The organism is Pyxidicoccus sp. M15 (assembly GCF_056858435.1).
In genome coordinates this window covers 11,731,579-11,757,636 of the sequence record NZ_CM166495.1, presented here as the reverse complement: position 1 = coordinate 11,757,636, position 26,058 = coordinate 11,731,579, and the positions used below count along the sequence as shown (strand labels likewise).

At 72.4% G+C, this 26,058-nt stretch carries 22 protein-coding genes; 9 read left to right on the top strand and 13 right to left on the bottom strand.

Annotation, left to right across the window (positions count from 1 at the left end; genetic code table 11):
• Positions 1–52 precede the first annotated feature (52 nt).
• Positions 53–3,043, top strand: a complete 2,991-nt coding sequence (locus tag ACX9TP_RS43560) for a PAS domain-containing protein (RefSeq protein WP_482976602.1) — start codon at positions 53–55, stop codon at positions 3,041–3,043.
• 10 nt (positions 3,044–3,053) lie between these two features.
• Here ACX9TP_RS43560 and ACX9TP_RS43555 read toward each other — a convergent pair whose 3' ends face one another.
• Entirely contained in the window at positions 3,054–3,905 is an 852-nt protein-coding gene (locus ACX9TP_RS43555) for a hypothetical protein (RefSeq protein WP_482976601.1), read from the bottom strand.
• Positions 3,906–3,917: 12 nt separating this feature from the next.
• Positions 3,918–4,916 carry a drug/metabolite exporter YedA gene (yedA, locus tag ACX9TP_RS43550; RefSeq protein ID WP_482976600.1) on the bottom strand — a complete coding sequence of 333 codons (999 nt, stop codon included), beginning with the start codon at positions 4,914–4,916 and terminating at the stop codon, positions 3,918–3,920.
• A 234-nt stretch (positions 4,917–5,150) separates the two neighbouring features.
• Between yedA and hrcA the strand changes: the two genes are divergently transcribed.
• On the top strand, positions 5,151–6,185 hold the full coding sequence (hrcA, locus tag ACX9TP_RS43545; protein WP_267859032.1) for a heat-inducible transcriptional repressor HrcA: 1,035 nt from the start codon (positions 5,151–5,153) through the stop codon (positions 6,183–6,185).
• 6 nt (positions 6,186–6,191) lie between these two features.
• On the opposite strand, the gene ACX9TP_RS43540 is transcribed toward hrcA, so the two are convergent.
• The 3 genes from ACX9TP_RS43540 to ACX9TP_RS43530 form a co-directional block, all read right to left on the bottom strand.
• Positions 6,192–9,044, bottom strand: a complete 2,853-nt coding sequence (locus tag ACX9TP_RS43540; protein ID WP_482976599.1) for a carboxypeptidase regulatory-like domain-containing protein — start codon at positions 9,042–9,044, stop codon at positions 6,192–6,194.
• A 79-nt stretch (positions 9,045–9,123) separates the two neighbouring features.
• Positions 9,124–10,113, bottom strand: a complete 990-nt coding sequence (locus ACX9TP_RS43535; RefSeq protein WP_482976598.1) for a lipid kinase — start codon at positions 10,111–10,113, stop codon at positions 9,124–9,126.
• A 178-nt stretch (positions 10,114–10,291) separates the two neighbouring features.
• Positions 10,292–11,158 carry a calcium-binding protein gene (locus ACX9TP_RS43530; protein WP_482976597.1) on the bottom strand — a complete coding sequence of 289 codons (867 nt, stop codon included), beginning with the start codon at positions 11,156–11,158 and terminating at the stop codon, positions 10,292–10,294.
• 261 nt (positions 11,159–11,419) lie between these two features.
• Here ACX9TP_RS43530 and ACX9TP_RS43525 point away from each other — a divergent pair, with 261 nt between their 5' ends.
• Positions 11,420–11,869 (top strand): transcriptional regulator, encoded by a 450-nt coding sequence (locus ACX9TP_RS43525; protein ID WP_482976596.1) that lies wholly within the window; start codon positions 11,420–11,422, stop codon positions 11,867–11,869.
• Between the two features lie 181 nt (positions 11,870–12,050).
• Here the strand turns inward: ACX9TP_RS43525 and ACX9TP_RS43520 are convergent, their stop codons facing one another.
• The 3 genes from ACX9TP_RS43520 to ACX9TP_RS43510 all read right to left on the bottom strand — a co-directional run bounded on the left by ACX9TP_RS43520 (position 12,051) and on the right by ACX9TP_RS43510 (position 14,051).
• Positions 12,051–12,758, bottom strand: a complete 708-nt coding sequence (locus ACX9TP_RS43520; protein ID WP_482976595.1) for an HAD family hydrolase — start codon at positions 12,756–12,758, stop codon at positions 12,051–12,053.
• Positions 12,759–12,806: 48 nt separating this feature from the next.
• Positions 12,807–13,604, bottom strand: coding sequence for a hypothetical protein (locus ACX9TP_RS43515; RefSeq protein ID WP_482976594.1), 798 nt, complete (start codon positions 13,602–13,604; stop codon positions 12,807–12,809).
• A gap of 99 nt (positions 13,605–13,703) precedes the next feature.
• Positions 13,704–14,051, bottom strand: coding sequence for a hypothetical protein (locus ACX9TP_RS43510; protein WP_482976593.1), 348 nt, complete (start codon positions 14,049–14,051; stop codon positions 13,704–13,706).
• Between the two features lie 212 nt (positions 14,052–14,263).
• Here ACX9TP_RS43510 and ACX9TP_RS43505 point away from each other — a divergent pair, with 212 nt between their 5' ends.
• The 4 genes from ACX9TP_RS43505 to ACX9TP_RS43490 all read left to right on the top strand — a co-directional run bounded on the left by ACX9TP_RS43505 (position 14,264) and on the right by ACX9TP_RS43490 (position 19,562).
• Positions 14,264–15,259, top strand: a complete 996-nt coding sequence (locus ACX9TP_RS43505; protein WP_482976592.1) for a site-2 protease family protein — start codon at positions 14,264–14,266, stop codon at positions 15,257–15,259.
• Positions 15,256–16,023, top strand: coding sequence for a hypothetical protein (locus ACX9TP_RS43500; RefSeq protein WP_482976591.1), 768 nt, complete (start codon positions 15,256–15,258; stop codon positions 16,021–16,023). The genes ACX9TP_RS43505 and ACX9TP_RS43500 overlap by 4 nt, the downstream gene beginning before the upstream one ends.
• A 160-nt stretch (positions 16,024–16,183) precedes the next feature.
• Complete coding sequence (gene yoaA / locus ACX9TP_RS43495) at positions 16,184–18,172, top strand: DNA repair helicase YoaA (RefSeq protein WP_482976590.1); 1,989 nt, start codon at positions 16,184–16,186, stop codon at positions 18,170–18,172.
• A 274-nt stretch (positions 18,173–18,446) separates the two neighbouring features.
• Positions 18,447–19,562: a serine/threonine-protein kinase gene (locus ACX9TP_RS43490; protein WP_482976589.1), complete on the top strand. Its 1,116-nt coding sequence runs from the start codon at positions 18,447–18,449 to the stop codon at positions 19,560–19,562.
• 21 nt (positions 19,563–19,583) lie between these two features.
• Here ACX9TP_RS43490 and ACX9TP_RS43485 read toward each other — a convergent pair whose 3' ends face one another.
• The 5 genes from ACX9TP_RS43485 to ACX9TP_RS43465 form a co-directional block, all read right to left on the bottom strand.
• The gene (locus ACX9TP_RS43485; RefSeq protein WP_482976588.1) at positions 19,584–19,970 is read right to left on the bottom strand and encodes a helix-turn-helix transcriptional regulator; all 387 of its coding nucleotides are present in this window, start codon (positions 19,968–19,970) and stop codon (positions 19,584–19,586) included.
• 108 nt (positions 19,971–20,078) lie between these two features.
• The gene (locus tag ACX9TP_RS43480; protein WP_482976587.1) at positions 20,079–20,924 is read right to left on the bottom strand and encodes an alpha/beta fold hydrolase; all 846 of its coding nucleotides are present in this window, start codon (positions 20,922–20,924) and stop codon (positions 20,079–20,081) included.
• A 72-nt stretch (positions 20,925–20,996) separates the two neighbouring features.
• A complete protein-coding gene (locus tag ACX9TP_RS43475; RefSeq protein ID WP_482976586.1) occupies positions 20,997–21,575 on the bottom strand; it encodes a TetR/AcrR family transcriptional regulator in 579 nt (192 codons plus the stop codon).
• A gap of 57 nt (positions 21,576–21,632) precedes the next feature.
• Complete coding sequence (locus tag ACX9TP_RS43470) at positions 21,633–23,810, bottom strand: TonB-dependent receptor (RefSeq protein WP_482976585.1); 2,178 nt, start codon at positions 23,808–23,810, stop codon at positions 21,633–21,635.
• Positions 23,811–23,918: 108 nt separating this feature from the next.
• Positions 23,919–24,197 carry a LysR family transcriptional regulator gene (locus ACX9TP_RS43465; protein ID WP_482976584.1) on the bottom strand — a complete coding sequence of 93 codons (279 nt, stop codon included), beginning with the start codon at positions 24,195–24,197 and terminating at the stop codon, positions 23,919–23,921.
• A gap of 103 nt (positions 24,198–24,300) precedes the next feature.
• Here ACX9TP_RS43465 and map point away from each other — a divergent pair, with 103 nt between their 5' ends.
• The gene (gene map / locus ACX9TP_RS43460) at positions 24,301–25,131 is read left to right on the top strand and encodes a type I methionyl aminopeptidase (protein WP_482976583.1); all 831 of its coding nucleotides are present in this window, start codon (positions 24,301–24,303) and stop codon (positions 25,129–25,131) included.
• Positions 25,132–25,170: 39 nt separating this feature from the next.
• Positions 25,171–25,839, top strand: coding sequence for a DUF2231 domain-containing protein (locus ACX9TP_RS43455; RefSeq protein ID WP_482976582.1), 669 nt, complete (start codon positions 25,171–25,173; stop codon positions 25,837–25,839).
• Positions 25,840–26,058: the final 219 nt, after the last annotated feature.

Here is a 26,058-nt window from a genome sequence, read left to right as displayed (position 1 = left end):
CGCGGCGCCGACCCAATCATGCCCTCCCAAGCGCAGGTCCCACCGCCTCCGTATGCCGAGCATCGCCGACCTCATCGACACCCACCGTGAGCTGCTCGTGCGGCGCTTCCTGGAGGAGGCCAGCAAGCTGGAGAGCGCCAGGGATTTGAGGCCCGCCGAGGTCATCAACACCTTTCCGGAGTACCTCGCCCTGCTGGCCACCATCTCCCGCCAGGGACACCGGGGGGACGTGGTCCGGACGAAGCAGCGGCTGGAGGACACGCACATCAGCGGGCGCCTGCGGCTGGGCTACAACCAGGACGAGGTGACGAGCGAGTACGTCCTCATGGGCCGGCTCATCGCCGGGCTCTGGGAGGAGCTCCCGGCGGAGGCGCAGCCCACGCCGGAGGACTCGCAGCTGCTCTTCACGGAGCTGGACGCCGCCATGGACTCCACGGTGGCCGTCTTCACCGGCTACTCCGTGGAGACGCGGCAGCGCGAGAAGCGCACCTTGCGGCGGCTGGAGGCGCTGGCACCCAAGGCGCTGGGGCAGGACGAGGCGGTCGGCCCCCACGTGACGCCCATGGTGCGGCTCATCCAGGAGGCGCTGGAGGCGGACGGGGCGGAGCTGTTCCTCGTCAGCGCGCCGGGGACGCTGCGGCGCGTCGCCTCCACCGGCCGGTGTGAGGGGGCCTCCGTCCCGGAGCGGGGGGTGTCCCTCCAGGGGGACTCCTTCCTCGCCCGGGTGGGGCACTCGGAGGAGCCGCTCGTGCTGACGGGCACGTCCGAGTCCCCCGCCGCGCTGCGCGAGGGGCTGTGCGGCGGCGGGCTGTCCACGCTGATGGGGCTGCGGCTGTGGCCGCACGGCGAGCTGATGGGCGTCATCTACGTCGGCGTCGCCCGCGCCCGGCCCTTCCAGCCCCAGGCCAAGCGCTACCTGGAGACGCTGGTGGAGTACCTCTCCGGCATCCTCGACCGGGCCCTGCTCTTCGGGCAGCTCCGGGACGCGCACGCGCGCCTGGGCACCTCCGAGGAGCGCTACCGGCTGGCCAGCCGCGCCATCACCGACGCCATCTGGGACTGGGACCTCTCCACCAACACGCTCTTCTGGAACGAGGGCGCGGAGACGCTGCTCGGCTTCCTCGCGCACGAGGTGTCGCCCCACATCGACTGGTGGACGTCGCGCATCCACCCCGACGAGCGCGAGCGCGTGGTGAGGGAGCGCCACCGGGCCATCGACGGAGGCCTGCCGCGCTGGCGCAGCGAGTACCGCTTCCTGCACCGGGACGGCCACTACGTGCACGTCACCGACCACGGCGTCATCGCCCGGGACGCGTCGGGCCGGGCGCAGCGCATGGTGGGCGCGATGCAGGACATCAGCGTGCGCAAGCAGGCGGAGGAGGCGCGCTCCCGGCTGCTCAAACGCGAGAGCCAGCGCGCCGAGCAGCTGCGCGGGCTGGCGGCCGCGTCGGTGACCATCAGCGGCACGCCCACGCTGGACGCGCTGCTGCGGGTCATCACCGAGCGGGCGCGGGAGCTCATCGGCGCGCACCAGTCGGTGACCTCCATGACGATGAAGGGGCGCGCGGGGCCGCCCATGCAGGTCGTCTCGCTCTCCGACAAATACGCCGCCTGGCGGGAGGGCGCGGCGCCGGTGGATGACGGCGGTCTCTACACGTACGTGGCGCGCACGCTCCGGCCGGTGCGCCTGTCGCAGGCCCAGCTGGAGTCGCACCCGTACTGGAAGGGCGCGGGGCCGCGGGCCGAGGGCCGCCCGCCGATGCGCGGCTGGCTGGCCGCGCCGCTCATCGGCCGGGACGGGACACGCCTGGGGCTGGTCCAGCTCTCCGACAAGTACGAGGGGGAGTTCACCGAGGAGGACGAGGCCATCCTCATGCAGCTGGCGCAGCTGTCGAGCGTGGCCGTCGAGAACGTCCAGCTCTACACCGCGCTGAGCGAGAGCGAGGACCGGGTGCGCCTGGCGCTGATGGCGGCGCGGCTGGGCACGTGGGATCTGGACCCGGTGTCGGGGGTGCTGCGCTGGGACGAGCGCAGCAAGGCGCTCTTCGGCCTGCCGCCGGACGCGGAGGTGACGTGGGACACGTTCCTCTCCGGGGTCCACCCAGAGGACCGCGAGGCCACGGTGCTTGGCGTGCAGCGGGCGCTCGCGGGAGAGGCGGGCGGCGTCTTCAACCTCGAGTACCGCACGCTGGGCCGGGATGACGGCGCCGAGCGGTGGCTGTCGGCGCACGGCCAGGCCTTCATGGACGCAAGCGGCCAGGCGGTGCGCTTCATCGGCACGGTGCTGGACGTCACGGAGCGCAAGCGCCTGGACGCGCAGCTGCTCAAGCGCGAGGAGGAGCTGCAGCGGCGCGCGGACCTGGAGGAGAAGCTCATCGGCATCGTCAGCCACGACTTGCGCAACCCGCTCAACGCGATTGGCTTCTCCACCACGCTGCTGCTGCGCCGCACGGACCTGGACGAGGCCGCGAAGCGGGGCGTCGAGCGCATCCGCAACGCCAGCGGGCGCGCGGACCGGATGATTCGCGACCTGCTCGACTTCACCCAGGCGCGGCTCGGCGGGGGCATTCCCATCCACCGCAAGCCGGCGGACTTCAACGAGCTGGTGCGCACGGTGGTGGAGGAGGTGCGGCTCGCCAACCCGGGGCGTCGCATCGACGTCACGATGGAGGGCAGCGGCGCGGGCGAGTGGGACACGGACCGGCTGGCTCAGGTCGTCACCAACCTCTTGAGCAATGCGCTGCGCTACGGCGCCGAGGACGCGCCCGTGCAGGTGCGGACGCGGGCGGAGGACGGCGTGCTGGAGCTGTGCGTGCACAACGCGGGAGAGCCCATCCACCCGGAGGTGCTGCCCATCATCTTCCAGCCGATGAAGCGGGGGACGTGGCGCGAGCAGGCGACGAGCCGCGGGCTGGGGCTGGGGCTCTACATCGTGGACCGCATCGTCCACGCGCACGAGGGCACCGTCACCGTGAAGTCCACCGCGCAGGAGGGGACCACCTTCTCCGTGCGCCTGCCCCGGCAGGCGGGGCCGCGGGGCTGAAGTCCGGCTTTCAGTCCGGGCCGCAGCCGAGCCGCTGGCGGCCCACGGCCAGGTCGTCCAGCCACCAGTCGGTGGGCACCGTGAGGCCCTGGTAGAGGACGACGCCGGTCTCCAACACCGTGAAGTCGGTGGCCTTCTCGCGCACCGGCGGCGTGGCGGTGGGCGGGTCGGAGAAGACGAACTGCTCGGGCCAGGAGAGCTCCACGCCGTCGAGCCAGACGCGCGGCGTGGCGGCCTCCGCGTGGGCACCGTTGGCGCCGTCGAACTGCCACTCGAGGCAGGCCCAGGCGTCGAGCACGAGCGGCGTGCCGGAGACCTGCACCCACTCCGGGAAGCCCGGCGGCTCGGGAGGGTGCCAGATGGCCATGTACTTCCGCTGGTAGGTGGCGACCTCGTACCAGTCGAGCGTGTCGAAGGCGCCGCCCGCCTGGCCCGGCCGGGGATAACGCGCGCTGAAGAGGCCCGCGTGCGACACGGGGCGCTCGGGCGTCGTGTACACCCAGACGCGGCCCCAGAGCACCGGCCCGAAGCGGGCGGGCAGCTCGAAGCGGAGCGTCTTCTTGGGCCCGCCCTGCGTGCCTTCCTTGCCCCCGGACAGCGCCTTCGCGTGCAGCGCGTACCGGCCCCGGTGCGGCCGGGTGTCGTCCACGAGCAGCTGGCCGCTGAACTCGTCGCGATGCGGCGTCCAGCCCGCAGGCAGCGTGCCCTCCTCGAAGTCCCAGCACAGCGCCCCCGGCGCCGCGCAGCCGGTGGCGGGGCCCGGGGCTTTGCTGCTGGCGCCATGCGTCGACGGGCCATGGGCACAGGCGGCCGTGAAGATGAGGAGGAGCAGCGCGCTCGATGAGGCGATGGAGGTGTGCAATCGGGCTGCTTCTTACCGCTTGCGCGTGAGCAGCACCACCGCGCCGAGGATGGCGCCCATGGCGACCCAGGCCGTGGGCTTCATCGTCTCGCCGGCGAGCACGCCGCCGAGGAACACCGCCACCACCGGGTTGACGTACGCATAGCTGGTGGCGAGCGCCGGGCGCGCGTTGCGCAGGAGGTAGCCGTAGGCGCTGTAGCCCACCAGCGAGCCGAAGGTGACGAGGTAGAAGTACGCGAAGAGGGCGCGAGAGCCCGGCATCGTCGCCGGCAGGTGCTCGCCCGTCACCAGGCCGAAGCCGAGCATGAGCACGCCGCCGCACAGCATCTGCGCCGCGGTGGACATCAGCCCCTGCGGCATGGGCAGGCGGCGGCTCCAGATGGAGCCGAACGCCCAGCTCAGCGGCGACAGCAGCATGGCCACCGTGGGCAGCCAGTGGCCGCCCAGGTTGCCGCCGAGGTTGAGCACGACGATTCCGCCGAAGCCCAGCGCCAGCCCCCAGCGCTCCGCGCGTCCCGGCCACTGGCCGAAGAGGCCGCCGAAGAGCGCCGTCCACATGGGCAGGCTGCCCACCACCAGCGCCGCCACGCCTGACGGCACCCACTGCTGCGCGAAGACGAGGCCCCCGTTGCCAATGCCCAGCAGCAGGAAGCCCACCACCGCGCTGGACGCCCACTGGCGCGCCGTGGGCACCGGCGCGCCGCGCAACCACAGCACCGCGAACAGGATGCTGCCCGCCAGGACGAAGCGGCTGCCCGACATCAGGAACGGCGGCAGGCCGCCCTCCAGGCCGAAGCGGATGGCCAGGTAGGTGGAGCCCCAGATGAGGTACAGCGTCAGCAGGCTGGTGATGAGCCAGCCCCGGGAGGCCCCCGAGGCGCCGCCAACGTCCCCCACCACGGGCAGGACGGCGGGAGTGGACGGCGCGGACACCAGGGGCTGTGCAGGCGAAGAAACGGACACGGTGCCGCCGCTTGTAGCGCCCGCGTCAGAGCGGGGCCATGTGCGCATTGCCGTACCCCACAGTCGCGGAGCCCGCAGTGCGGTACAGTGCGCGAAGGGCATGCTCCCGGGCGCGGCGGCGCCTGCCTGCCCTCCTGCTGCCCTGGCATCGGGAATGTCTCCGCCACCTGGACGTACGGACGAGGGGAACGCGGATTGAACGGCTGGGCCCGCTTTCTTAAACTTCCAGTGGAGTCACGGCGGGCATCATGCCGGGCCGCTGGCTCTGGAGTGTGAGCAGGGATGCCGTCCGAAGAGCTGGGAGAACGTGAGAAGGAAGTCCTCCGCGCGGTGGTGCAGGAGTACATCACCACGGGCGGACCGGTGGGCAGTCAACAGCTCACCCGCCGGCCCGGGTTCGAGGTCTCCTCGGCCACCATGCGCAATGTGCTCGCCGACCTGGAGGAGCTCGGCTTCCTGGAGAAGCCGCACACCTCGGCCGGCCGGGTGCCCACGGACCAGGGCTACCGGTTCTACGTCGACACGCTCGTCAAGCTGAAGGACCCGACGCCCCGCGACAGGGAGCTCATCCACGCGGGCCTCATCCAGGAGACCAACCTGGAAGAGGTGCTGGGCGAGGCCAGCCGCATCCTGCATTCGCTCACGCGGCACGCGGGCGTCGTCGTCACGCCGCGCCCCGACGCGTCCGTGTTCCACCGCATCGAGTTCGTCCGCCTGCGCGAGGACCGGGTGCTCGCCATCCTGGTGGGGCAGAGCGGCCAGGTGCACAACAAGGCGATTACCGTCGAGTTCCCCATCACCTCGGACGAGCTGCTCAAGGCGAGCAACTACCTGTCCGAGCTGTTGCGCGAAGTGCCGCTGGAGGAGGCGCGCGAGCGCATCCGCGCGGAGATGGACCAGGAGCAGGCGCTCTACAACGCGCTGACGGCCAAGGCGCTGAAGCTGGGCGCGGCGGCCACGGATTTGCCCACCACGGAGCGGGTGCTCATCCAGGGCACGGGCTCGTTCCTGGAGGCGCCGGAGTTCGCGGACGTGGAGCGCATGCGCGCGCTCTTCAAGGCGCTGGACGAGAAGCACAAGCTGCTGTCGCTGCTGGACCGCGTCCAGCGCGCCAACGAGATGCAGATATTCATCGGCGCGGAGAGCGACTTCTCCGCGGCCGGCGACGTCTCCGTCATCGCCAGCCCGTATGGGAACCAGGAGCAGGTGCTGGGCACGGTGGGCGTCATCGGCCCCACGCGCATGGACTACCGGCGCGTGATTCCGCTGGTGAACTTCACCGCGCAGGTGCTCTCGCGCGTGCTGGAGAAGGTGTAGCGCTTCCTACTCCGCGCGGGTGACGAGCAGCTCCTGCTCGCCGCCCGGGCGCCGCAGCTGGAGGCGCACGGCAGAGCCGGGCACGCCCTTGGTGCGGGACTCGGCCTCCGTCCTGTCGCGCACCACCAGCCCGTCCACCGCCAGCAGCCGGTCTCCCACGGAGACGCCCGCGCGCGCGGCGGGCCCGTCCGGCGTCAGCCAGGCGAACGTCACCAGGCCCCGGTCCTCGCTGAAGCCCGCGCCCAGGGTGCCGGGCGCGGCGCGGCGCGGGGACACGGTGATGTCGCCCAGCTCCCGGGCCTCCGCCTCCACCACCTTCACCGTGCGCGTCTCGGTGCGTCCCTCGGGGGGCATCAGCCGCACGGTGTGCGCGCCGGGGCGCACGTCGTCGAGGCGGAAGCGGCCGTCCGCGCCGGTGCGCGCGTCCGGCTGCGCCGTCACCGTCCGGTCCAGGAACACCGCCACGCCCGGGGCCGGCCCGCCGCCACGGCTCCACACCGCGCGCCCGGAGATGGAGGCCGCGCCGCCGGTGATGGGCACCTCCACCTCCGCGGAGCCGCCCGGCGTCAGCGCCACCTGGGCCTCGCCCGTGCGTCCGTCCGCGGTGCGCACGGACAGCTGGAGGCGCTGACCGGGCGCGTCCGGCAGGAAGAAGGTGTCACCGGGGAAGCGCCGCGCGCCAGGCGCCGCGCCGGCCCACGGCAGCGCCTCTCCGTCCGGCTCCCGCAGCTCCAGGACGAAGCCGTCCGGCGGCGCGCCCCCGGCGGACACCACGCGCCCGCGCAGCGTGGCCGCGGGCTGGAGGCGCAGGCTCTGGGGGCCCTGGCCCTCCTTCACACCGGTGAGGCGGCCCACGCGTCCGCCGTTGTGCGCCACCAGCGTCAGGGGCACGGAGCCCTGGGGACGCGCGAGCAGCTGGAAGTGCCCGGACTCGTCCGCGCGCATCGTCAGGTTGATGGCGAACTCGCCGGGCTGGACGGCCACCACCTCCGCGAGCGGGCTGGGCGCGCCGGAGGGCTCCAGCACGGTGCCGGAGATGGCGTCATGCTCCTTCAGCGTGAGGTCCAGCCGCAGGTTGCTTCCCGCGGTCACCGTCACCGCCGGGTCGTTCTCCACGTGGAAGTAGACGGTGGGCTCCGTGCGCGCCTGCGTGGAGAACTGGTACACGCCCTCGGGCAGCTCCACCTGGTACTGGCCCCGGGCATCCGTCTCCACCGTGGCCGCGCCCATGCTGCCCCGGGGAATCGCGTGCACCAGGATGCTCCCGTCCAGGGGGGCGCCCGACGCCCGCGTCACCTGGCCATGGACGATTCCGGACTCCGGCAGGGTGAAGTCCACGCGCGTCGTGACGGAGGCCTGGAGCGTCTCCAGCCGGAAGGTCCACCGCGAGGAGCCCTCGCGCCGGACCTTCACCGTGGACAGCCCCGCCTCCAGTCCCTCCAGCCGGTACGCGCCCTGGGCGTCCGTCAGCGTGGTGCGCGTGCCGCCCTCGCGCTGGCGGAGCGACACGGCCACCTGGGCACCCGGGACGGGCCGGTCCTCCCCGTCCACCACCGTGCCCTCCACCACCGCCGTCGCGGGCACCAGCTTCACGTCCAGCCGCGTGTAGCGCTCCGGGATGACGACCACCGCGTCCGCCACCTGGCCCGTCATCCCGGAGGCGCGCGCGGCCACGTCGTACTCGCCCGGTGGCAGGTCCATCCGCCACGTCCCGTCCGTGGCCGACGTGGCGCGGCCCAGCTCGCCCGAGCCGCCCCGGGGCGAGGCCACCAGCACCGCGTCCCGCACCGGCGCGCCGTCCGCCGACACGGTGCCTTCGATTCCACCGGCGCCGCCCAGCGTCACCGTGAGGCCGCGCAGCGTCTCGCCCGGCGCCACGGACAGGGGCGTGGGGATGTGGCCCACCGCGTTGCCCCGCCTGGCGGACACGCGCCAGGTGCCCGTGTCCACCTCCAGCGCGAAGCCGCCGCTGTCGCCGGTGGTGGTGCGCACCGGCTCGGCGCCGCCGGCGGCCGTCACCTCCGCGCCCGCGACGGGCTGGCCGCGCGCGTCCACGACGAAGCCCTCCAGCGTGCCCGCGCTCCACAGCCCCACCACCAGCGTGCCGGCATGCGGCACCTCGAGCAGGCGCAGCGTGCGGCGGCTGAAGCCCGGCGCCTCCGCGGTGAGCGCGTAGTGGCCGGGCGCCAGGTCGGAGAAGGCGAAGCGGCCGTCCGCGCCGCTGCGCGCCACCGCCGTCTCCTCCGGCAGGTGGGCGGGGTCCGTCCAGGCGACGGCCGTGCCGGGGTAGGGCCACAGCATCACCTCCGCGAGCGGCACCGGCTCGTCGCGGCCCTCCACCACCGTGCGCCCCTCCAGGGACACGCCCGCGGGCAGGGCCAGTTCCACCGCCGTCTCCGCTTCACCCGAGGGACGCGTTGCCGTGCGTCGGGCGGGCGCATGGCCCGGCGCGTGCGCCGCGAGCAGGTAGTCCCCCGGGCCCGCGGGCAGCCGCAGCGTGCCGTCCGCGGCGGTGGTGCCCTCGCCCGCGCGGCGCCAGGGGGGCGTCCCGGTGCCGTCGTCCACCCCGCGCAGGTATGCCCGCACGCGCGCGCCCGCCACCGGGCCGGCGGCGCCCACCACGCGCACCACGAAGGCCCCATCCTCCGGCGCAGCGGTCTCTTCCAGCAGCGGCGTGGGCGGCTCGCTCTCGCGAGGCGGGGCCTCGGGTGCGGCGCCCTGCGCGGTGGCGATGGCGCGGCCCTCCGGAGCCGGGAGCGGGTGGCCGCCCGGCGCCGGCATGCGGAACCACAGCAGCAGCACGGCCGCGATGGCGAGGCAGGAGGCGAAGAGGATGGGGAGTCGGGAACGCTGGCGCACGGGCTCGGCCTCCCCACGACGGAGGGGGAGGCCGCCGCGGACGGCTCCAGCGTAGGCCAGACGGGACCTGAATCGAAATTCAGGACGGGGCGGGCGCGTAGACGCGCAGCGCCGCCGGGGCCACCTCGAAGCGCATGGGCGTGTGGCCGATGAGCTCTCCGTCCGCATTCACCTCCTGGACGGGGTCGGCCTCCACGTAGAGCCGGGCCGCGCGCAGCGACGTGACGGCCGGGTGGTCCTCGTGGTCGCCGGAGCGCAGCGACAGCGCCACACGCGCCAGCGTGGCGACGTCCTGCAACTGCCCCAGGCCGGTGCCCTCGCGGCCATTGGCGGCGGACGGCGCGGTGATGGCGTACACGTGGAGGCGCCTGTCATCCAGCTGCGCATCGGGAGACACCACGTTGCCCGCCCCGTGGTAGCGGCCATTGCCCACCACGAGCTGCAGCGCGTCCAGCTCCACCTCTTCGTTGTCGGCCTGGATGCGCACGTGGAAGTGCTGGAGGTCCTTCACCTCCGCGGCGGCGGCCACCGGGTAGGCCAGCTTCCCCACGCGCTGCTTGAGGCGCTTCGTCAGCCGCTTCGCAATCGCGGTGGCCAGGCCCAGGCTGGCGGCGTTGAGGAAGGGCCGCCCGTTGGCCAGCCCCACGTCCACGCGCGCCGTGTAGCCGTTGGCGATGACGTCGCACGCGGCCTCCACGTCCGCGGGAATCCCCAGCGAGCGCGCGAAGTCGTTGCCGGTGCCCAGCGGCAGCACACCCAGCGTCACGTCCCGGCCCAGCAGCTTCGCCACCACGCAGCTGAGCGTGCCGTCGCCGCCGCCCACGAGGATGCGGCGCGCGCCCAGCTGCGTCATCCGCTCCAGCACGTGCTCCAGGCGCTCGGTCCGGGACAGCGCGTAGCACTCCACCAGCGGGACGCCCCGGTCCGCGAGGGTGGCGCGCGCCCTGTCGAAGGCCTCGCGGCCCGAGCGTGAGCGGGTGTTCACCACCAGCACCGCCGGCCCGTCGTCCAGGGCTCGGCGACGTGGGGGCTCGATGAGGGCGGGTTCCAGTGCAGCCTCGCTTTCCATGACCCTTTCAAGCTGTGCACGACGGGGCAGGCAGGCCAGCGGCCCGGGCGTGCAGTGCGGCATCGGAAGTGTACGAAAGGGAAAACCCCAGGACGCCGGGAGGGCGACCTGGGGGGCGGGGGCACGGCACGAGGGGGAATCCACACGGGAGGCCGCGCCCTGCGCGGCCGGACGGGGACTACTCCTCCGCGTCGCGGCCTTCGATGATGCGGCGCTGGATTTCCTCGCGCAGCGGCAGGGCCTCCTCGGTGCTCAGCGTGCCGTCACCGTTGGTGTCATACGTGGACATCAGCGTGGCGCGGCGCGCCTGGGCTGCGGCCACCCGGTCCTGGCGCAGCGTGACGCGCTCACCGTCGTCCAGCACGCCGTTGCCGTTGGTGTCGTATTGGGCGAGCAGTGCCTGACGCTGCTGCTGCCAGTGGGCGCGCACGGCCTGCCGCGCCGCGAGGCGCTCCGCCTCATCCAGCCTGCCGTCGTCATTGGCGTCGAACTTCTCCAGGCGCTCGTCGCGCAGCCGCTCGCAGCGGGCCTCCATGGCGTCCACCAGCGCGGTGCGCTCGTCGGTGGACAGCGAGCCGCTGCCGTCCTCGTCGAAGGCCCAGCGCACCCGCCAGAAGGCCCAGTTGCGGGCGCGCTGGCGCAGCTGGGCGAGCCGCGGGCGGACGCTGTCGCGCCGCTCGCCCAGGTCCGCCCTCAGCTCGGCCAGCTCCGCGCGGCCCAGCGTGCCGTCCCCGTCCGCGTCGTACTTCTCCAGCACCTCCTGGCGGCGGGCGCTGAAGTCGCACAGGTTGCCCTCGTCCGTGGGCTCCTGGTTGACGGTGTCCACGTCCTCGGTGGCCATGGACTGCAGGGTGGTGGTGTCCGCGTCGGCCACCGCGTCCCCGCCGATGTCTCCTCCCTCCTCGGAGGCGGTGAGGAAGGCTGCGGCCTCGCCGACGGCGAGGTCCTCTTCACCCGCGTCCTTCCCACAGGCGACGAGGCCCAGGGGCAGGGTGAAGCACAGTGCGGCGGTGAGCAGACGGCGGTGGGAAGCGATGAAGCGCATGGGATTCCTCCAGAAGGTTTGCAGGTGCGGCGTGTTCCGGCCTCGCTCCTCCTGAACCCGGCCTCCGCGGGGAAGTTGCGGGGGGAATTTCCGCGCGCGCCCTGGGGCCTGCGCTGTGCGGTGGCAAGGGCCGTTGTGGGGCTTGACGTTCCCGGGTGGACATATGTGGACCGGGGGCCGCTTCCATGACGGCAGGTGGCTGCCCACCTTGCAGGTGACGCTGGCTCCACACCGGCGCCGACATCTGCCAGGAGGCAACGCATGGCACGTGGAAGCAAGGCGAAGTATTCGTCGAAGCAGAAGCGGATGGCCGAACACATCGAGGAGGGCTACGAGAAGAAGGGCGTGTCCGAGAAGACGGCGGAGTCCCGCGCCTGGGCCACCGTCAACAAGCTCACCGGTGGTGGGATGAAGGGTGGCTCCGGCAGCAAGGCCAAGGCCGCGCGCCGCCGTCCCGCCGCGCGGAAGAATGCGCGCAAGGCCGGTGCGAAGGGGGGCAAGGCGCGTGCCGCCTCCACCCGGAAGGCCACGCGCTCCACGCGCTCGGGCAGCAAGACCACGGCGCGCGGCACCGCGGCGCGCCGGGCCACCGCGAAGCGGGGCTCCACCAGCCGCGCCAAGAGCACGGCGAAGCGCGGCGGCGCTCGCAAGAGCACCAGCCGGAGCCGGAGCGGCGGCCGCAAGAGCGGCAGCCGGAGCACGCGCAAGTAGGGCACCCACCCCGTCCCCATCTCCCGCATGGGGAGATGGGCGCGGGGCCCCGGCGCGCATGCAGCCGGCCGTGTTTCACGCATGAGACCGACGATGGGGCCGCGCACGAGGCCCTCGGCAGGCGCCGTGCGCAGTGCCCGACGGCGTGTTTCGCGCGCGGCAGTCGGCCGCGTGCGACTCGCTACTCGTCCTTGGCCGTCTGCGCGGCGCTGGCCTCATTCCACGGCCAGGCGCGCGGCGAGGCCTCCAGGCGTGCGAGCAGCTCCGCCGGGTCCTTCACCAGCGTGCGGCAGCCCGCGGAGCGCAGGTCATCCGGAGGGAAGCCGCCGGCCAGCACGCCCACCGTGGGCAGGCCCAGCTTGTTGGCGGCGAGCGCGTCATAGGGCGTGTCGCCCACCACCACCGTGGTGCGCACGTCCGGCTTTCCCAGCTGCCCCAGCGCGGCCTCGAAGATGTCCGGGTGGGGCTTGCTCTTGTCCACCTCGTCCTTGCTCGTCTTCGCCTCGAACAGGCCGTCGATGCCGCACAGCTTCACGTACTGCTTCAGCTCGTCCTCCTTGGCGCTGGAGGCCAGTGCGAGGCGGATGCCGCGGGCGCGCAGCCGCTGGAACAGCTCGCGCACGCGCGGGAAGGGGCGCACCTTGGGCAGGAACTCCTTCACGAAGAGCTGGCCGCGGTACTCCTCCAGGTCCTTCCCGAAGCGCTCCAGCTCCTCGTCATTGAAGAAGACGGGGATGAGCTGGTCTGCGCCCTTTCCAATCTGGCTGCGCACGTGTGAGAACGGAATGTCCCTCCCGAAGTGCAGGAAGGCGCGGCGCCACGCCTCGGCGTGCTCGTCCACCGAGTCCACCAGCGTGCCGTCCACATCGAAGATGACGTTTTCAACCATGAGTGCCGTTGCTCCCGGCACCGAAGGTGGGGACGACGCGAGAGCCGGTCAACCGCCCGTGGGCGGCGCGGCGGGCGTGGACTCCACCAGTGTCCGCGACTGCACCGCGTATCCTTCCGGCGCGGTGAGGGTGAAGGCGTCATTGGGCAGGGGAGCGTTCAGCTCCACGCGGCCCAGCACCGTCTCTCCCACCTGCTTGCCGCCCAGCCACCGGGTGATGCGCTTCGGTACACACAGCTCGAGCGCCTTGTCGCAGTGCTCGTCCTCCACGCGCTCCTCGGCCTGCGTGCCGTCCGGAGCGCGGGTGCGCTTGCCCAGGAAGTCCAGCCGGGGCCAGCGCAGCACGTAGACCATCTGCGTGCCCAGGGCCTCGCCCTCCAGCGTCTGCACCAGCTCCACCGCCTCCGGGGCGCGCGGGTGGGTGGCGCGGCGGGCGGTGGCGCTGCGCAGCAGCAGCGGCGTGCGGAAGCCCTCCGGCGTGAAGGGGCTGAACGTCTGGTTCAGGAAGCCGGCCAGCTTCGCCGGGGGCAGCTCCGACTTGAAGGTGCTGAAGGACTTCTCCCCGTCCACCTGCTGGAACAGGTGCGTGCCGTCCCAAGAGAAGGTGCGCGAGGCGGGCGGGCCCAGCGAGCCGCGCATGCGCTGCGGGGCGCGGTAGTCGAAGGTGAAGGACATCGCCTCCTGGCCCTCGTCCTTCACCGTGCCGGCGAGGCGGTAGCTGGTGAGCTTCGCGTCCCGCTCGGCCAGCTTCGTGCGCACCTCGGTGGCGAGGTTGTCGTCCGCGCCCTTCCGGGAGCAGCCGGCGAGGGCCAGGAGGACACAGGGCAGCAGGAGGCGGGCGCGCATGGGAGGGCCAGGGAGGGGAGGGGGTGTCAGAAAAGCAAGGAGGCCCGCCTGTTGCCAGGGGGCCTCCCGCGTACCTCTCGCTTTCGCGGAAGGTGTGGACTACTTGACCGCCACGCCGATGGCGCTGGAGGAGGTCACGCCGATGATGGTGCCGGCCAGGGCGTAGATGCCGTGGCGGGGCGTGGTGCCGGCGGTCATCAGCTCCACCTTGGAGGCGCCCATGGCCTTGGCCTCGGCGATGAGGAGCTTGTTGATGACGGTGTCCAGGTCGCTCTGGACGATGTCGATGATGTGGAAGATGGCGGTCAGGCCCAGGGCGTTCGCCTGAACGACGGCGACGGCCTCTCCGTTGGAGGCAATCTCGGTGCCGGAGACGACGGCGCTCTCAACGCTGGTGCAGGCAACCAGGCTGCTGGCGGCAACGGCGGACACGATGAACTTCTTCATGGTCTTCCCCTCTCTCAAGGACGCTTGTGCGGTGGCGGAGCGACCTTGGAGAGCGCCCTGCCGTTCGAATGGGACCTCAAGCGGGCGGGGTCGTACCAGATGTCGACTCCATGTCAAGGTCCGTCCGGAACACAGTGTCCCGCCGGGACTGGCCAGGGGCGCGTTGCAATGCACACCTCCCCTTGCTAGCCCAACCCCGAGGCTCTTCCCGCATGGACACCGTCCCCGTCGCCCGTCCCGCTCCCCGGTACTGGGTCCACCTGTTGCTCCTGCTGCTGACGGTGGGGACCACCTTCACGTCGTACCTCCTCTACTTCCACTTCCAGCGGCCCTATACGCCGTCCGAGGTGTCGCCCGACGCGGCCCTGCGCGCGCTGGCCTTCAGCCTGTCGCTGTTGGCCATCCTCGGCTCGCACGAGATGGGGCACTACCTGCTGGCTCGCATCCACGGGGTGGACACGTCGCTGCCGTACTTCATCCCGCTGCCGGTGCTGGGCGTGGGCACGCTGGGCGCCGTCATCCGCATCCGCGACAGGATTCCGAACCGCAACGCGCTGGTGGACATTGGCGCGGCGGGGCCGCTGGCGGGGCTGGTGGTGGCGCTGCCCATCCTCTTCTGGGGGCTGGCGCACTCCACGGTGGTGGACGCGCCGAGCCTGCCCCAGGCCTTCCCCGGGGACGACTCGCTGTGGGCGTACGGGAAGGAGCTGTTCGCCTGGGTGATGGAGAAAGTCACCCACGCCCCGCCCGCGCCGGAGGAGGCCATCCGCGGCGTGCACACCGTCTTCGGTGACAGCCTGCTGATGCAGGGGCTGACCCGGCTGGCGGTGGGCCCGGTGCCTGAGGGCAAGGACGTGCTGGTGCACCCGGTGGTGATTGCCGGCTGGTTCGGCCTGCTCGTCACGCTGCTCAACCTGATGCCGGTGGGGCAGCTGGACGGCGGGCACCTGGCCTATGCCGTCCTGGGGAGCCGGGCGCGGTGGGTGGGGCGCGGGGTGGCGCTGGTGCTGCTGTTCCTCACCGTCTTCGTCACCGCGTCCTGGGGGCTGTGGCTGTTGGTGACGAGCAAGCTGGTCGGCTTCGGGCACCCGGAGGTGGTGGAGCCGCACGAGCCGCTCAGCCTCTCGCGTAGAGTCATCTGCGCGCTGTGCCTGCTGGCCCTCATCGGTTGTGCCATGCCCATCCCCTTGAGACAGGTGGTGTCATGAAGTTCCAGTGCGAGGCGTGCGAGCGGCTCGTCCCCCTGGAGGTGTTCCGGGTGGAGGCGGGCGAGCTGGTGGTGAAGTGCGACCGCTGCGGCGCGGAGAGCCGCGCTCGCGCCACCACGTCCTCGTCCTTCGCGCTGGGCGCCTCGTCGCTGGCGGCGGAGGGCCAGGCCGCCTCCCCGAAGCCGGAGCCCGCGCCCGCCGTGAGCGCGCCGCTGCCCGCGCGCGCCAGCTCGCCGGCGCTGCGTGTGGTGCGGGGGCAGGCGGCGGACGTGCCGCTGACCGGCGAGGCGCTCTTCGAGGCGCCCCCGGGCTTCTGCCCCAAGTGCGTGGCGCCGCGGCGCGAGGACACGGAGTCCTGCGCGCAGTGCGGGCTCGTGTATGTGAACTTCAACCCGGACGAGCACCGCCCCTCGGGGGTGCTGGCGGACGCGTGGCAGTCCCTGGCGGCGGAGCACTGGACCGACTGGGAGGCGCACGACCGGCTGATGACGGTGGCCATGGGGCGCGGCGAGCTGGCCATGCTGGGGCGGCTGTACCGGCTGCGGCTGGCGCGGGCGCCGGATGACGCCATGGCCCAGCGCGGCCGGGACGAGCTGGTGCGGCGGGCCACCCTGGTGGTGCCCGCGACGGCCGAGGTGTCCTCCGGGCCATCCGACCTCCAGAAGCGCGTGAAGACCTTCGGCCTGGCGGTGCTGTTCCTGGTGGTGCTGGTGATGGCCGTGCTCGTGTTCCGGACCCTGCGCGAGCTGATGGCGGGGGGCTGAAGCCTTCGGCGGCGGTGGCGCCCTGTTACCCGCTGTAGCGGGTGCTTCCCCGGGGGGCGGCCGGCCATGCGGTGGAACGGAGCGGCGCGTGGACGGAAACGCGCCTGAAACGGGGCTCGCTGCTATCTTGTCCGGCCGCCTCTGTCCTCCCTTCGGTGCCATGTCGCTCCCCAGGTCCACGTCCCACTCCGTCGACAGCCTCCTCGGTCCTGGAGGGGCGCTCGAACTGGCGCTGCCCGCGTACGAGCACCGCCCCGAGCAGCTCCAGATGGCGCGCGCCGTGGAGCGCGCCTTCCACGAGCGCAGCTACCTCTTGGCCGAGGCCGGGACGGGCACGGGCAAGACGCTCGCCTACCTGGTCCCCGCGCTGCTGTCGGGGCGCAAGGTGGTGGTGTCCACCGCGACGAAGACGCTGCAGGACCAGATCTTCTTCAAGGACTTGCCGCTGATGCGGGAGAAGATGGGGCTGCACTTCGAGGCCGCGTACCTCAAGGGCCGCGGCAACTACCTCTGCCTGCACCGGTACGACGCCTTCGCCAAGGACCCGCAGTTCTCCTCGCGCGAGGAGTCCCGCCTCTGGCCGAAGCTGAAGAAGTGGGCGGACGCGACGGACACGGGAGACCGCGCGGAGCTGGACCTGCCCGAGTCCTTCAGCGCCTGGTCCCGCCTGTCCACCACGTCCGAGACGTGCATGGGCACGAAGTGCCCGCTGTATGAGAACTGCCACGTCACGCGCATGCGCAAGCGCGCGGAGGGCGCGGACCTGCTGGTGGTGAACCACCACCTCTTCTTCGCGGACCTGTCGCTGCGCAGCTCCGGCAAGCGCAACGAGGGCGTGCTGCCCTGGTACGACGCCGTCATCTTCGACGAGGCGCACGCGCTGGAGGACGCGGCCAGCGGCCACTTCGGCGTCAGCGTGTCCAGCTACCGGCTGGAGGAGCTGGCGCGGGACGCCGTCGCGGCGCTGAAGGAGGACGACTCGCGCCACGCCATGCTGCGCGCGCTGTCGGCGCGGCTGCGCAGCAGCGCGGAGGCCCTCTTCGCGCAGGCGCCCCGGGCGCTGGGCCTGTCCGGGCTGGAGTCCTCCGTGGCGCTCAAGCCGGAGACGATGGGCAAGCTGTCCACCGCGGTGGAGGGCGTGCGCGAGTCGCTGGGCGCGTTGTCCTCCTTCACCGTGGGCGAGCGCGAGCCGGAGCTGGCGGCGCTCACCCGCCGGGCCGACGAGCTGGACGAGCAGCTGGGCTTTCTGGCGAAGGCGGAGTCGGCGGACCACGTGTACTGGGCGGAGCAGCGCGGCAAGGGCATCTTCCTGCGCGCCAGCCCCATCGACGTGGCGAAGGAGCTGCGCGAGCGGATGTACGGCGCGCTCGACACGGTGGTGTACACGTCCGCGACGCTGGCGGCTGACAGCCGCTTCGACTTCTTCGCCAGGCGCATGGGGCTGTACGACGAGGACGGGCAGCCGGTGACGCAGGTGCGCACGCTGGCGGTGCCCAGCCCGTTCGACTTCCCCACGCAGGCGGCGCTGTACACGCCCACGCACCTGCCGGACCCGGCGGCCCCCGGCTTCATCGAGGAGGCGGCGGAGGAAATCCTCAAGCTGTGCGAGGTGACGGGAGGCCGGGCCTTCGTGCTCTTCACGTCGCTGCGCAACATGGTGCGCGCGTACGAGCTGACGGCGGGGCGGCTGCCCTACCAGGCGCTGCTCCAGGGCGAGCGGCCCAAGCAGCAGCTGTTGGAGTCCTTCCGCGAGACGCCGAGCGTGCTGTTCGCGGCGCACAGCTTCTGGGAGGGCGTGGACGTGCCGGGCGACGCGCTGAGCCTGGTCATCATCGACCGGCTGCCCTTCGCGTCACCGGGAGACCCGCTGGTGGCGGCGCGCATCAACCAGATTCAGCAGCGGGGCGAGGAGCCCTTCGAGCAATACCAGTTGCCGCAGGCGGCGCTCGCGCTGCGGCAGGGCTTCGGGCGGCTCATCCGCACGCAGGCGGACCGGGGCATCGTCGCCATGCTGGACCGGCGCATCGTGACGAAGGCCTACGGCCGCGTCTTCCTCTCCAGCTTGCCGCCCGCACGCCGCGTGGACGACGTGGTGGAGCTGAGCCGCTGGTTCAACGGCCCGGTGCGGCCGGTGCGCACGATTCGCTGAGGCGGCCTCGGTCTCGCCAGGGCGTGGGGTCTGGCGGAGGACACCCTGTAGTTCTGCCACAGGTCCGTGGCAGACCTCGTGCTCGCGCTCCAGCCGGAGGGGCTGCGCTTCATCCCCGCGGACCGCTGGAACGACTCGGCGGGCTTCAGGCCGTAGCGCTCCTCCAGCGGCGGGCGCGAGCAACGGACTCCTCTTCTCACGGGAAGTCCGTGCCACCCTGTGGATGGGGTCCGGAACTCCGGACCCACCGCGTCGACCCGCCCCCTGGAGCCTCATGTCTCCCTCGACCTCGGAATCCACCGAAACCTCGTCCGCCGTCCTCTTCGTCGCGGACGGTGTCACCTACGAGTACGTCCGCGAGCTGGGCCGGCGCGGCAGTGGCGAGCTGGTGCTGGCGCGCCGCCGGCTGCCGGCCGCGGGCATCTCCAGCCTGGTCACCGTCAAGCGGATGGCCCCACCCGGCGGAGCCTCCGAGCGCCGGAGGCTGCTGGAGGAGGTGAAGCTGGCCCTGCGGCTCTCCCATCCTTCCATCTCCCGGCTGTTGCACGTGGTGTCCTGGCGGGAAGAACCCTACGGAGTCTGGGAGTACGTGGAGGGCTGCTCGCTGGCGACGGCCACCGCGCTGGCGGGCCTGCGCAGGCGCCGGTTGTCGGAGGCCTTCGCCACCCATGTGGGGATGGAGCTGGCGGATGCGCTGCACCACGCGCACATGCTCACCAGCGACACCGGGCGCGGGCTGGCCCTCGTGCACCGCGACGTCAGCCCCCGCAACATCCGGCTGGGCCGCCAGGGCGAGGTGAAGGTGACGGACTTCGGGGCCGCCCGCTCGCGCCTGCCGGGACGGCCTCGGACCCGGGGCTCCGTCATCCGGGGCGACTGCGCCTATTCCGCCCCCGAAACGCTGCTCGGGCGGAGTGTGGACCCGCGCGCGGACGTGTTCTCGCTGGGGCTGGTCCTGCTGGAGGTGCTCACGGGCACCCACCTGTACGACGACGCGCACGCGCCGCCGGAGCATGCCTCCCCGCTCCACCACCGAGGCCGGGCGCCGCGCTGCGAGGAGCCCTCCTTCCTCTCCTCCGACGAGCTGGCGGCGCGCGCCGCGCGGTTGACTCCCGAGTCCGTGACACGCGCGGCCCGGGCCCTGTCCGCTCCCATGCGGCAGGTGTTGCAGCAAGCGCTCCAGCCCCACCCCGGGGCGCGCTTCTCCTCCGCGGCCCACCTGCGTGACGCCCTGCGTGCCCTGTCCGCCACGCGCGCCTCGGGGTATGGGCGGCTGGAGCTGCTGGATGAGTTGCGCGCGCTGGTCATCGAGGCCGCGCCCCACCGAGAGGAGATGGAGCTGAGCAGCTCGGACGCGGTGTTTGGCGGTGCCTTTCGTCTCCAGTCCTGACGCGGGCTCCGCTCCCGCCCATCACCGCCGTCGCTTGCGTTCCGAAGAAGGCGGGAGGGCCCCGGCCAGCACGTTCATCAACTTCAAGTTCGCGCGAGACAGGCCCCGCAGCTTCTTGCGCAGCTCACACAGGCTTGCCGGCTCTGTTTCCCTCGGCGCGGGGCTCGGCTCGCCCGAGGAGGGCTCGAAGTCCGCGTCCAACGCCAGCAGCTCGTGGGGCGGCACTCGCAGCATCGTGCACAGCCTGCGCAGCGTGTTGAGGCTGGGCAGCATGTTGCCGCGCTCCAGTCGTGCGTACACCTCCCGGGCGAGGCCCACCTGCTCGGCCGCGTCCGCCTGGGTCAATCCCAGGCGCTTGCGGGCGGTGCGCGCACGCGTGCCCAGGTGAACGCCCAGCTCGGTTTTCATGGGGAGCCCTTCGAGGAAGGTGCCGCTACGTCACGGAAGGGCCCTCTATGTACCGACTGACCGGAGCAAAGGGAAACGGAACGGGATGGACCGCTGCCTGACGCCGTCTCAGGGGCCGGTATGGGCGGTGATGGCCCCGGCGATGGTGGGCCAGTCCGCCTCGTGCAGTTCGTGCCCCGCGTCCTCGAGCGTCACCAGCCGCGCGCCCGGCACCGCCCGGCTCAGGGCGACGCCGTGCGCGTAGGCGACGACGGGGTCCAGCGCGCCGTGGATGACGAGCAGGGGGGCTCGAAGCTCATGCGTCCGGCCGTACCACTGCTCGCCGCCGGTGAGGGCCGCGTGGTTCATCATGCTCTGGATGCGAGACGAGCGACGGAACTCTCCGGCCGCCACGCGGCGCGCGAGGGCCGCGTCGTAGGGCCTTCGCCCGCTGGCATTCAGCCGCCCTGCCTCCACCATGAAGTCGAGCACGGCGGCCTCGTCGCTCCAGTCCAGCGTGGCCGCGGTCGAGAAGTGCGCGAGCAGCGCCGGGGAGAGGGGCGGGGGCGTGAAGCCCAGGTCGCCGAGGAACTCCGCGCTGATGAGGGTGAGGGAGAAGACCCGCTCTGGAGCCTTCAGCGCCACGATTTGCGAGAGCATCCCCCCGAGCGACATCCCCACGAGGTGTGCTCGCGCGAGGCCATGGCCGTCCATCACCGCGAGGACGTCATCCGCGAGGTCGTCGACGGTATAGCCCGGCGCTCCCGGGGGATACGTCGTGGAGCCGCCCGTGTCGCGATGGTCATGGCGGATGACGTACCGCCCCGCCGCGACGAGCCTGGCGACCAGCGGGTCGGGCCACCACTTCATCGACGACACCGCGCCCATCACCAGGAGGATGGGCGGGTCGTCCGGTGAGCCGAAGCTCTCCGTGCAGAGGCGGATGCCCCGGGTCTCAATCACGCGCTCAGCCATGAGAGTCATAATAACCGACGCGACGGTTATAAACAAGTCGCGGCGGAGGGATGCCTGCCTCCCGTGAGGGGCTCAGGACCTCGGAAGCGGGAAGGTCTCCGTGGGAAACAGCAGGCGGAGCACCCTGCGCAGGCGCTCCAGCACGTAGCGGGTGAGCGAGGGCTTGCGCTCCACCATCCACTGCATCGTCGCCCCGGCGATGATGTCCTGGAGCACGGCGGCCACCTCATCCCGCTCGGCGCTCTCGGGGAGCCGGGCGGCGATGGCCTCGCGGACCATGAGGTTGCGCTCGAGGGCCATGCGCCTCAGGGTGGTGTCCCGCAGGTCCTTCCAGGCGAGGAGCAGGTAGCTGTCGAGTCCCTCGCCCGTGCCCATCCCCGAGACGATTTCCGTCAGGAAGCGCCAGAGCCCCCGCGCTCCGACCTCCACGGGCATGCTCGCGAGGTAGTCACGCCGCTGCACGCCGGAGCGCTCCATGGCCCGCAGGTACAGCGTGTCCTTGTTCTTGAAGCGCTGGATGAGCGCGGCGCGGGACATGCCCAGCTCGACGGCCACGTCATTCAGGGTGAAGTCGGCCGGCCCGCGACGCAGCAGCACCTCCATGGTGGCGTCGAGGATGGCTTCATCGCTGTGCAGCTTGGGGCGGGGCACGGCCCCGGTACCTATCACGTCGCGGAGGCGGGGAATGCTTTCCGGGGCGCGCGGGACTCAGGGCACGCCGCGCAGCCGCAGGCCCACGCGCGCCGTCAGCGGCGGGCCGAGCGTGTCCACGCCGGCGCGGCCCGCGAGGTACTCGCGGTCGAAGAGGTTCTCCACCGCGGCGAAGAGGTCCAGCTTCCAGAAGAGGTGCCGGCTGGCGGCCACGTCCACCAGGGCATAGCCGCCCATGCCGCGCTCGTTGAGGTCGTCCTCGTACTGGGGGCCGGTGACGCGCAGCTGCACCGTGGCGGTGAAGAGGCCCGGGTCGTCGAAGGTGACGATGGCCGTGCCCCGGTGCCGCGGGTCCTGCGCGAGCTGCTTGCCCACCAGCTCCGGCTGCCCCGGCGCTTCGGTGACGGTGGGGTCCACGAAGGTGTACGCGAGGAGCGCCGTCCACCGGCGTGACAGCCGCCAGTCCAGGCCCGCCTCCACGCCACGCACGCGCGCGCGGCCGAGGTTCTCCCGGCGGCGCGTGGCACCGTCCGGCAGCGGCTCGGCGAGGGTGACGTTGGTGATGGCGTCGTCGAGCACGTTCCAGAAGCCGGTGACGCGCGCGGTGAGGCCACGGGTGGACTCGGCTTCGACGCCGGCCTCGGCGCCCCACAGGCGCTCCGCGCGCAGGTCCGCGTTGGCGGCGGTGAGCACGGTGCCCACCTGGAAGGGGCGGTACAGCTCGTTGAGGGTGGGGGCGCGGAAGGCGCGGTAACCGGAGGCGCGCAGGGTGAGCCACTCCAGGGGCCGCAGCCGCAGGCCCAGGCGCGGGCTGAGCTGCTGCTCGGTGCGGTCCTCGAAGGAGGTGGTCTCCACGGCGCCGCTGGCGCGCTCCACGCGCTGCTCGCCCTGCGTGTTGCGCCAGAGGTCCAGGCGGAGCGCGGCGGACAGCTCCAGCGCGGGGGAGAGGGTGTAGAGGTCCTGGAGGAAGACGCCGCCGGAGAGCTGGGTGCCGCCCGCGGCGCGGAGCAGCGTGGAGGCGGGCGTGGGCTGGGGCGGGAAGAGGCGCTCCTCGGAGGTCCCGGCCATTCTCCGCGCGTCGAGGCCGGCGGTGAGCACGTGCGTGCCGCCCCCTGTCACCGTCGGGGCCGTCCAGACGAGTGAGAGGCCCTGGTCGTCGGCTGGCACGTCCTGCGAGGCGGCGGTCGACTCGCTGGAGCGGTCCTGGGCCACTCGTGCGCGTTGTTGCTCGAAGCGCTGGATTCGGCCGTAGAGGTCCAGGGCGAAGACGCCGCGTCCCTCCGTGCGCAGCCGCGCGCCCGCGCCGAAGTGCGCCAGCTCCACGCGGGCGGTGGTGAAGCGGGTGCCGCCGTTCTGGTTCTCCCGGAAGAGGCCGGCACGGGCGGAGAGGGAGAGCGCTTCGGAGACGTCCGAGTCCACGCGGCCATTGAGCACGGCGTGGTTGCTGGGCGTGGTCGTGTCGATGGCGCCTCGCTGCGGGGCGACGACGAGGGGATAGCCGTCGCTGGTGAGCAGCTCCGTCTCCAGCGCGGCCCGGACGGGGCCCCAGGTGTCCGCGCCCCGCGCGGCGAAGAAGCCGGTGTCGAGGTTGCCGTAGGCGAGGTCCGCCACGAGGTCGGGGCCGGCGATGGGACGGGAGACGAGCTGCACGACGCCACCGAGCGCGGCGCTGCCGTAGAGGGCAGAGCCGCCGCTGGGGACGACCTCGATGCGGTCGAGGCCAAGGCGGGGCAGCGAGCGCCAGAAGACCCAGCCGCCGAAGGGGTCATTCACGGGGATGCCGTCCAGGAGGACGAGCGTGCGCGCGACACCCGAGGGCGCGAGACCGCGGAGATTGAGCCCCTGCGCGGTGGGGTCGGAGACGAGGCTGGGCGTGCGGCGGAAGGTGGCGGCGGAGGGCAGGGTGCGGATGAGCGCGTCCTGCGTGAGCGTGGGACTGCGTTCGATTTCCGCGCGGGGGATGACCACCGTGGTGGCGGGCACGTCGCGGATGGGGCGGGGAAGGCGGGTGCCGGTGATGACCGTGGCGGCGGCGGGAGGTTCTTCGTCGGGAGTGGAGGTGCTCACTTCCGCATCGGCGTCCTCGGCGGCCTGGACTCCACCGTCCGTGGGCTGTGCCTCGGCTCCCAGCGATAGCATCAGCGCGAGCAGCGTGGCCCACGGACCGGGCTTCCAGGCGGCGACAGGACGTCTGCTGCAATCCTCGGGCTGTGGCGGAACGCGCGGTGCACGCATTCCGACTGCTCTAGTGGACGGCCCGCCATGGGGGCACGTGATGAGTCATCACGAGGGAGGCGCCAGCTGCCACACCGTCAGGTGATGAACGGCGCCAATCGCCCTGGCTCAGCCGCCGGTGTTGTTCCCCGCGACGCCCCGCACCGTGTGCACCGCCGCGTCGACCTCCGAGAGGATGCGGCGGGCATGCACCAGGAACGCCTCGCCCGCGGGGAGCAGGCGCATGCCACGGCCCGTCCGCTCGAACAGGGGGGCGCCGAGCTCGTCCTCGAGCGCGAGGATGTGGCGGCTGAGCGGAGGCTGCGTCAGGTGCAGCCGCCGCGCGGCTCGGCCCACGTGGCACTCCTCGGCCACGGCGACGAAGGACTGGATGTGCGTGAGGCTCACGACGCGAAGTCTACCGCGCTCCATGGGGTCGGTACACCCGCGGCCGCTGTCATGCCGAAACAGCATTGGACGCCGTGCCGGAGTGAACGCCACCTTGTCCGCCATGACGATTCCCCTGTTCAAGGGCTCGGACGTGGAGCGCCTGCGCCGAGCGAGCCAGGCGGCCGCCGGCACGCTGGCCCATGTCGCGTCCCGCCTCACCCCCGGCATCTCGACGGCGGACATCGACGCGTGGGTTCGCGAGGACACGGCGCGCCGGGGCGGCAAGCCGAGCCAGCTGGGCTTCCATGGCTTCCCCGCCACCGTCTGCACCAGCCGCAACCAGGTGGTGTGCCACGGCATCCCCCGCCCGGACGAGCACCTCGCCCCGGGTGACATCATCAACGTGGACGTGACGACGTTCCTCGACGGCTTCCACGGTGACACCTCGGCCACGTTCCTCATCGGCGAGGTGTCGGCGGAGGCCCGGCACGTCGTGGACGTCGCGCGTCGGTGCCGGGACGCGGGCATCGCGGTGGTGCGTCATGGCGCGAAGATGGGCGACATCGGCGCGGCCATCGAGGAGCTCGCTCGCAAGGAGGGCTGCAGCGTGGTGGAGGAGTTCGGCGGCCACGGCATCGGCCACCAGATGCATGGGCCGCCCGTGGTGCCCCACACCGGCAAGCGCGGCACGGGCATCAAGCTGCGCTCGGGCATGGTCCTCACCATCGAGCCCATGGTGAACCTGGGCCGCCCGGGCATCCGCCTGATGCCGGACGGGTGGACGGTGGTGACGGAGGACGGGCGCCTCTCCGCCCAGTTCGAGCACACGATTCTTGTCACCGGTGACGGCTGCGAGGTGCTCACCCGGCAGGAGCTGCCACTCCACATCCCCGTGCCCGGCACGGTACGCCCGGAGGGCAGGCAGGCAGCCGTGCCTGCCGTGGCTCAGTGAGGTGCCTACCCTTCAGCGTCGAAGTCAGGAGGGCGGGCGATGAAGAGAGAGATGTTGCTGCACGAGCTGCACCCCGCGGTGGTCCACATGCCGCTGGCATTGCTGCCCACCGCGGCGGTGGCGGACCTCATCGCGGTGACGACGGGTGACCGGGCCTGGGCGAAGGTGGCCCGGCGGGTGTGGGTGGCGGGGACGCTGAGCGGCGTGTTCGCGGGCGTCGCGGGACTGGCCGCCAGCCAGGAGGTGCGGATGGATTCGCCGCGCGCCCGGGACATGACCTTCCTGCATGGCATTGGCAACACCGTCATCCTGCTGGGAGCCATGGGCGTGACGGCCGTTCGGCTGAAGCGTGAGCCCACCGTCACCACCACGGTGCTGGGCCTGGCTGCCTGCGGGCTGGCGCTCTACACGGCGTCGCTCGGCGGGAAGATGGTCTACGAGCTGGGCGTGGGCATCAACCCGATGCCCGAGGACTCGCCTCAGGGCACGCTGAAGGGGCCACCGCTGCTGTCGGCCCGGGCCCCCGTGGCCCTCGTGAAGGACGCGCTGCAGGGCGTGAAGTGGCTGGCGTCCCGAGCGCGTGAGCTGCTCACCGGCACGCGGCCGCTGGCTCCTGGCGCCGAGGGCCTGCGCTCCACCGAGGATGCCAACCTGCCGCTTCCGCTCAACGCGGCTGCCATGTCGGGGCACACGATGCCGCAGGCGTAGGGCGCGAGCCGCGCGGCGCCGCATCGGCATCGCGCGCCGGGGCGTGAAGCGCCGTCCGGCGGGCCCCAGGACCCGGGGCGCATGCTCGGGAATGGGACAGCGTGTTCCCACTTCCGGGCATGCCTGCTGGCCGTCCGGGACGGCGCACCCGGGGATGCGGTGTCATCCTGAAGCAGCGGGCCATGGCACTCTTGTTGCTCACGTCCGGGGGACCCCTCC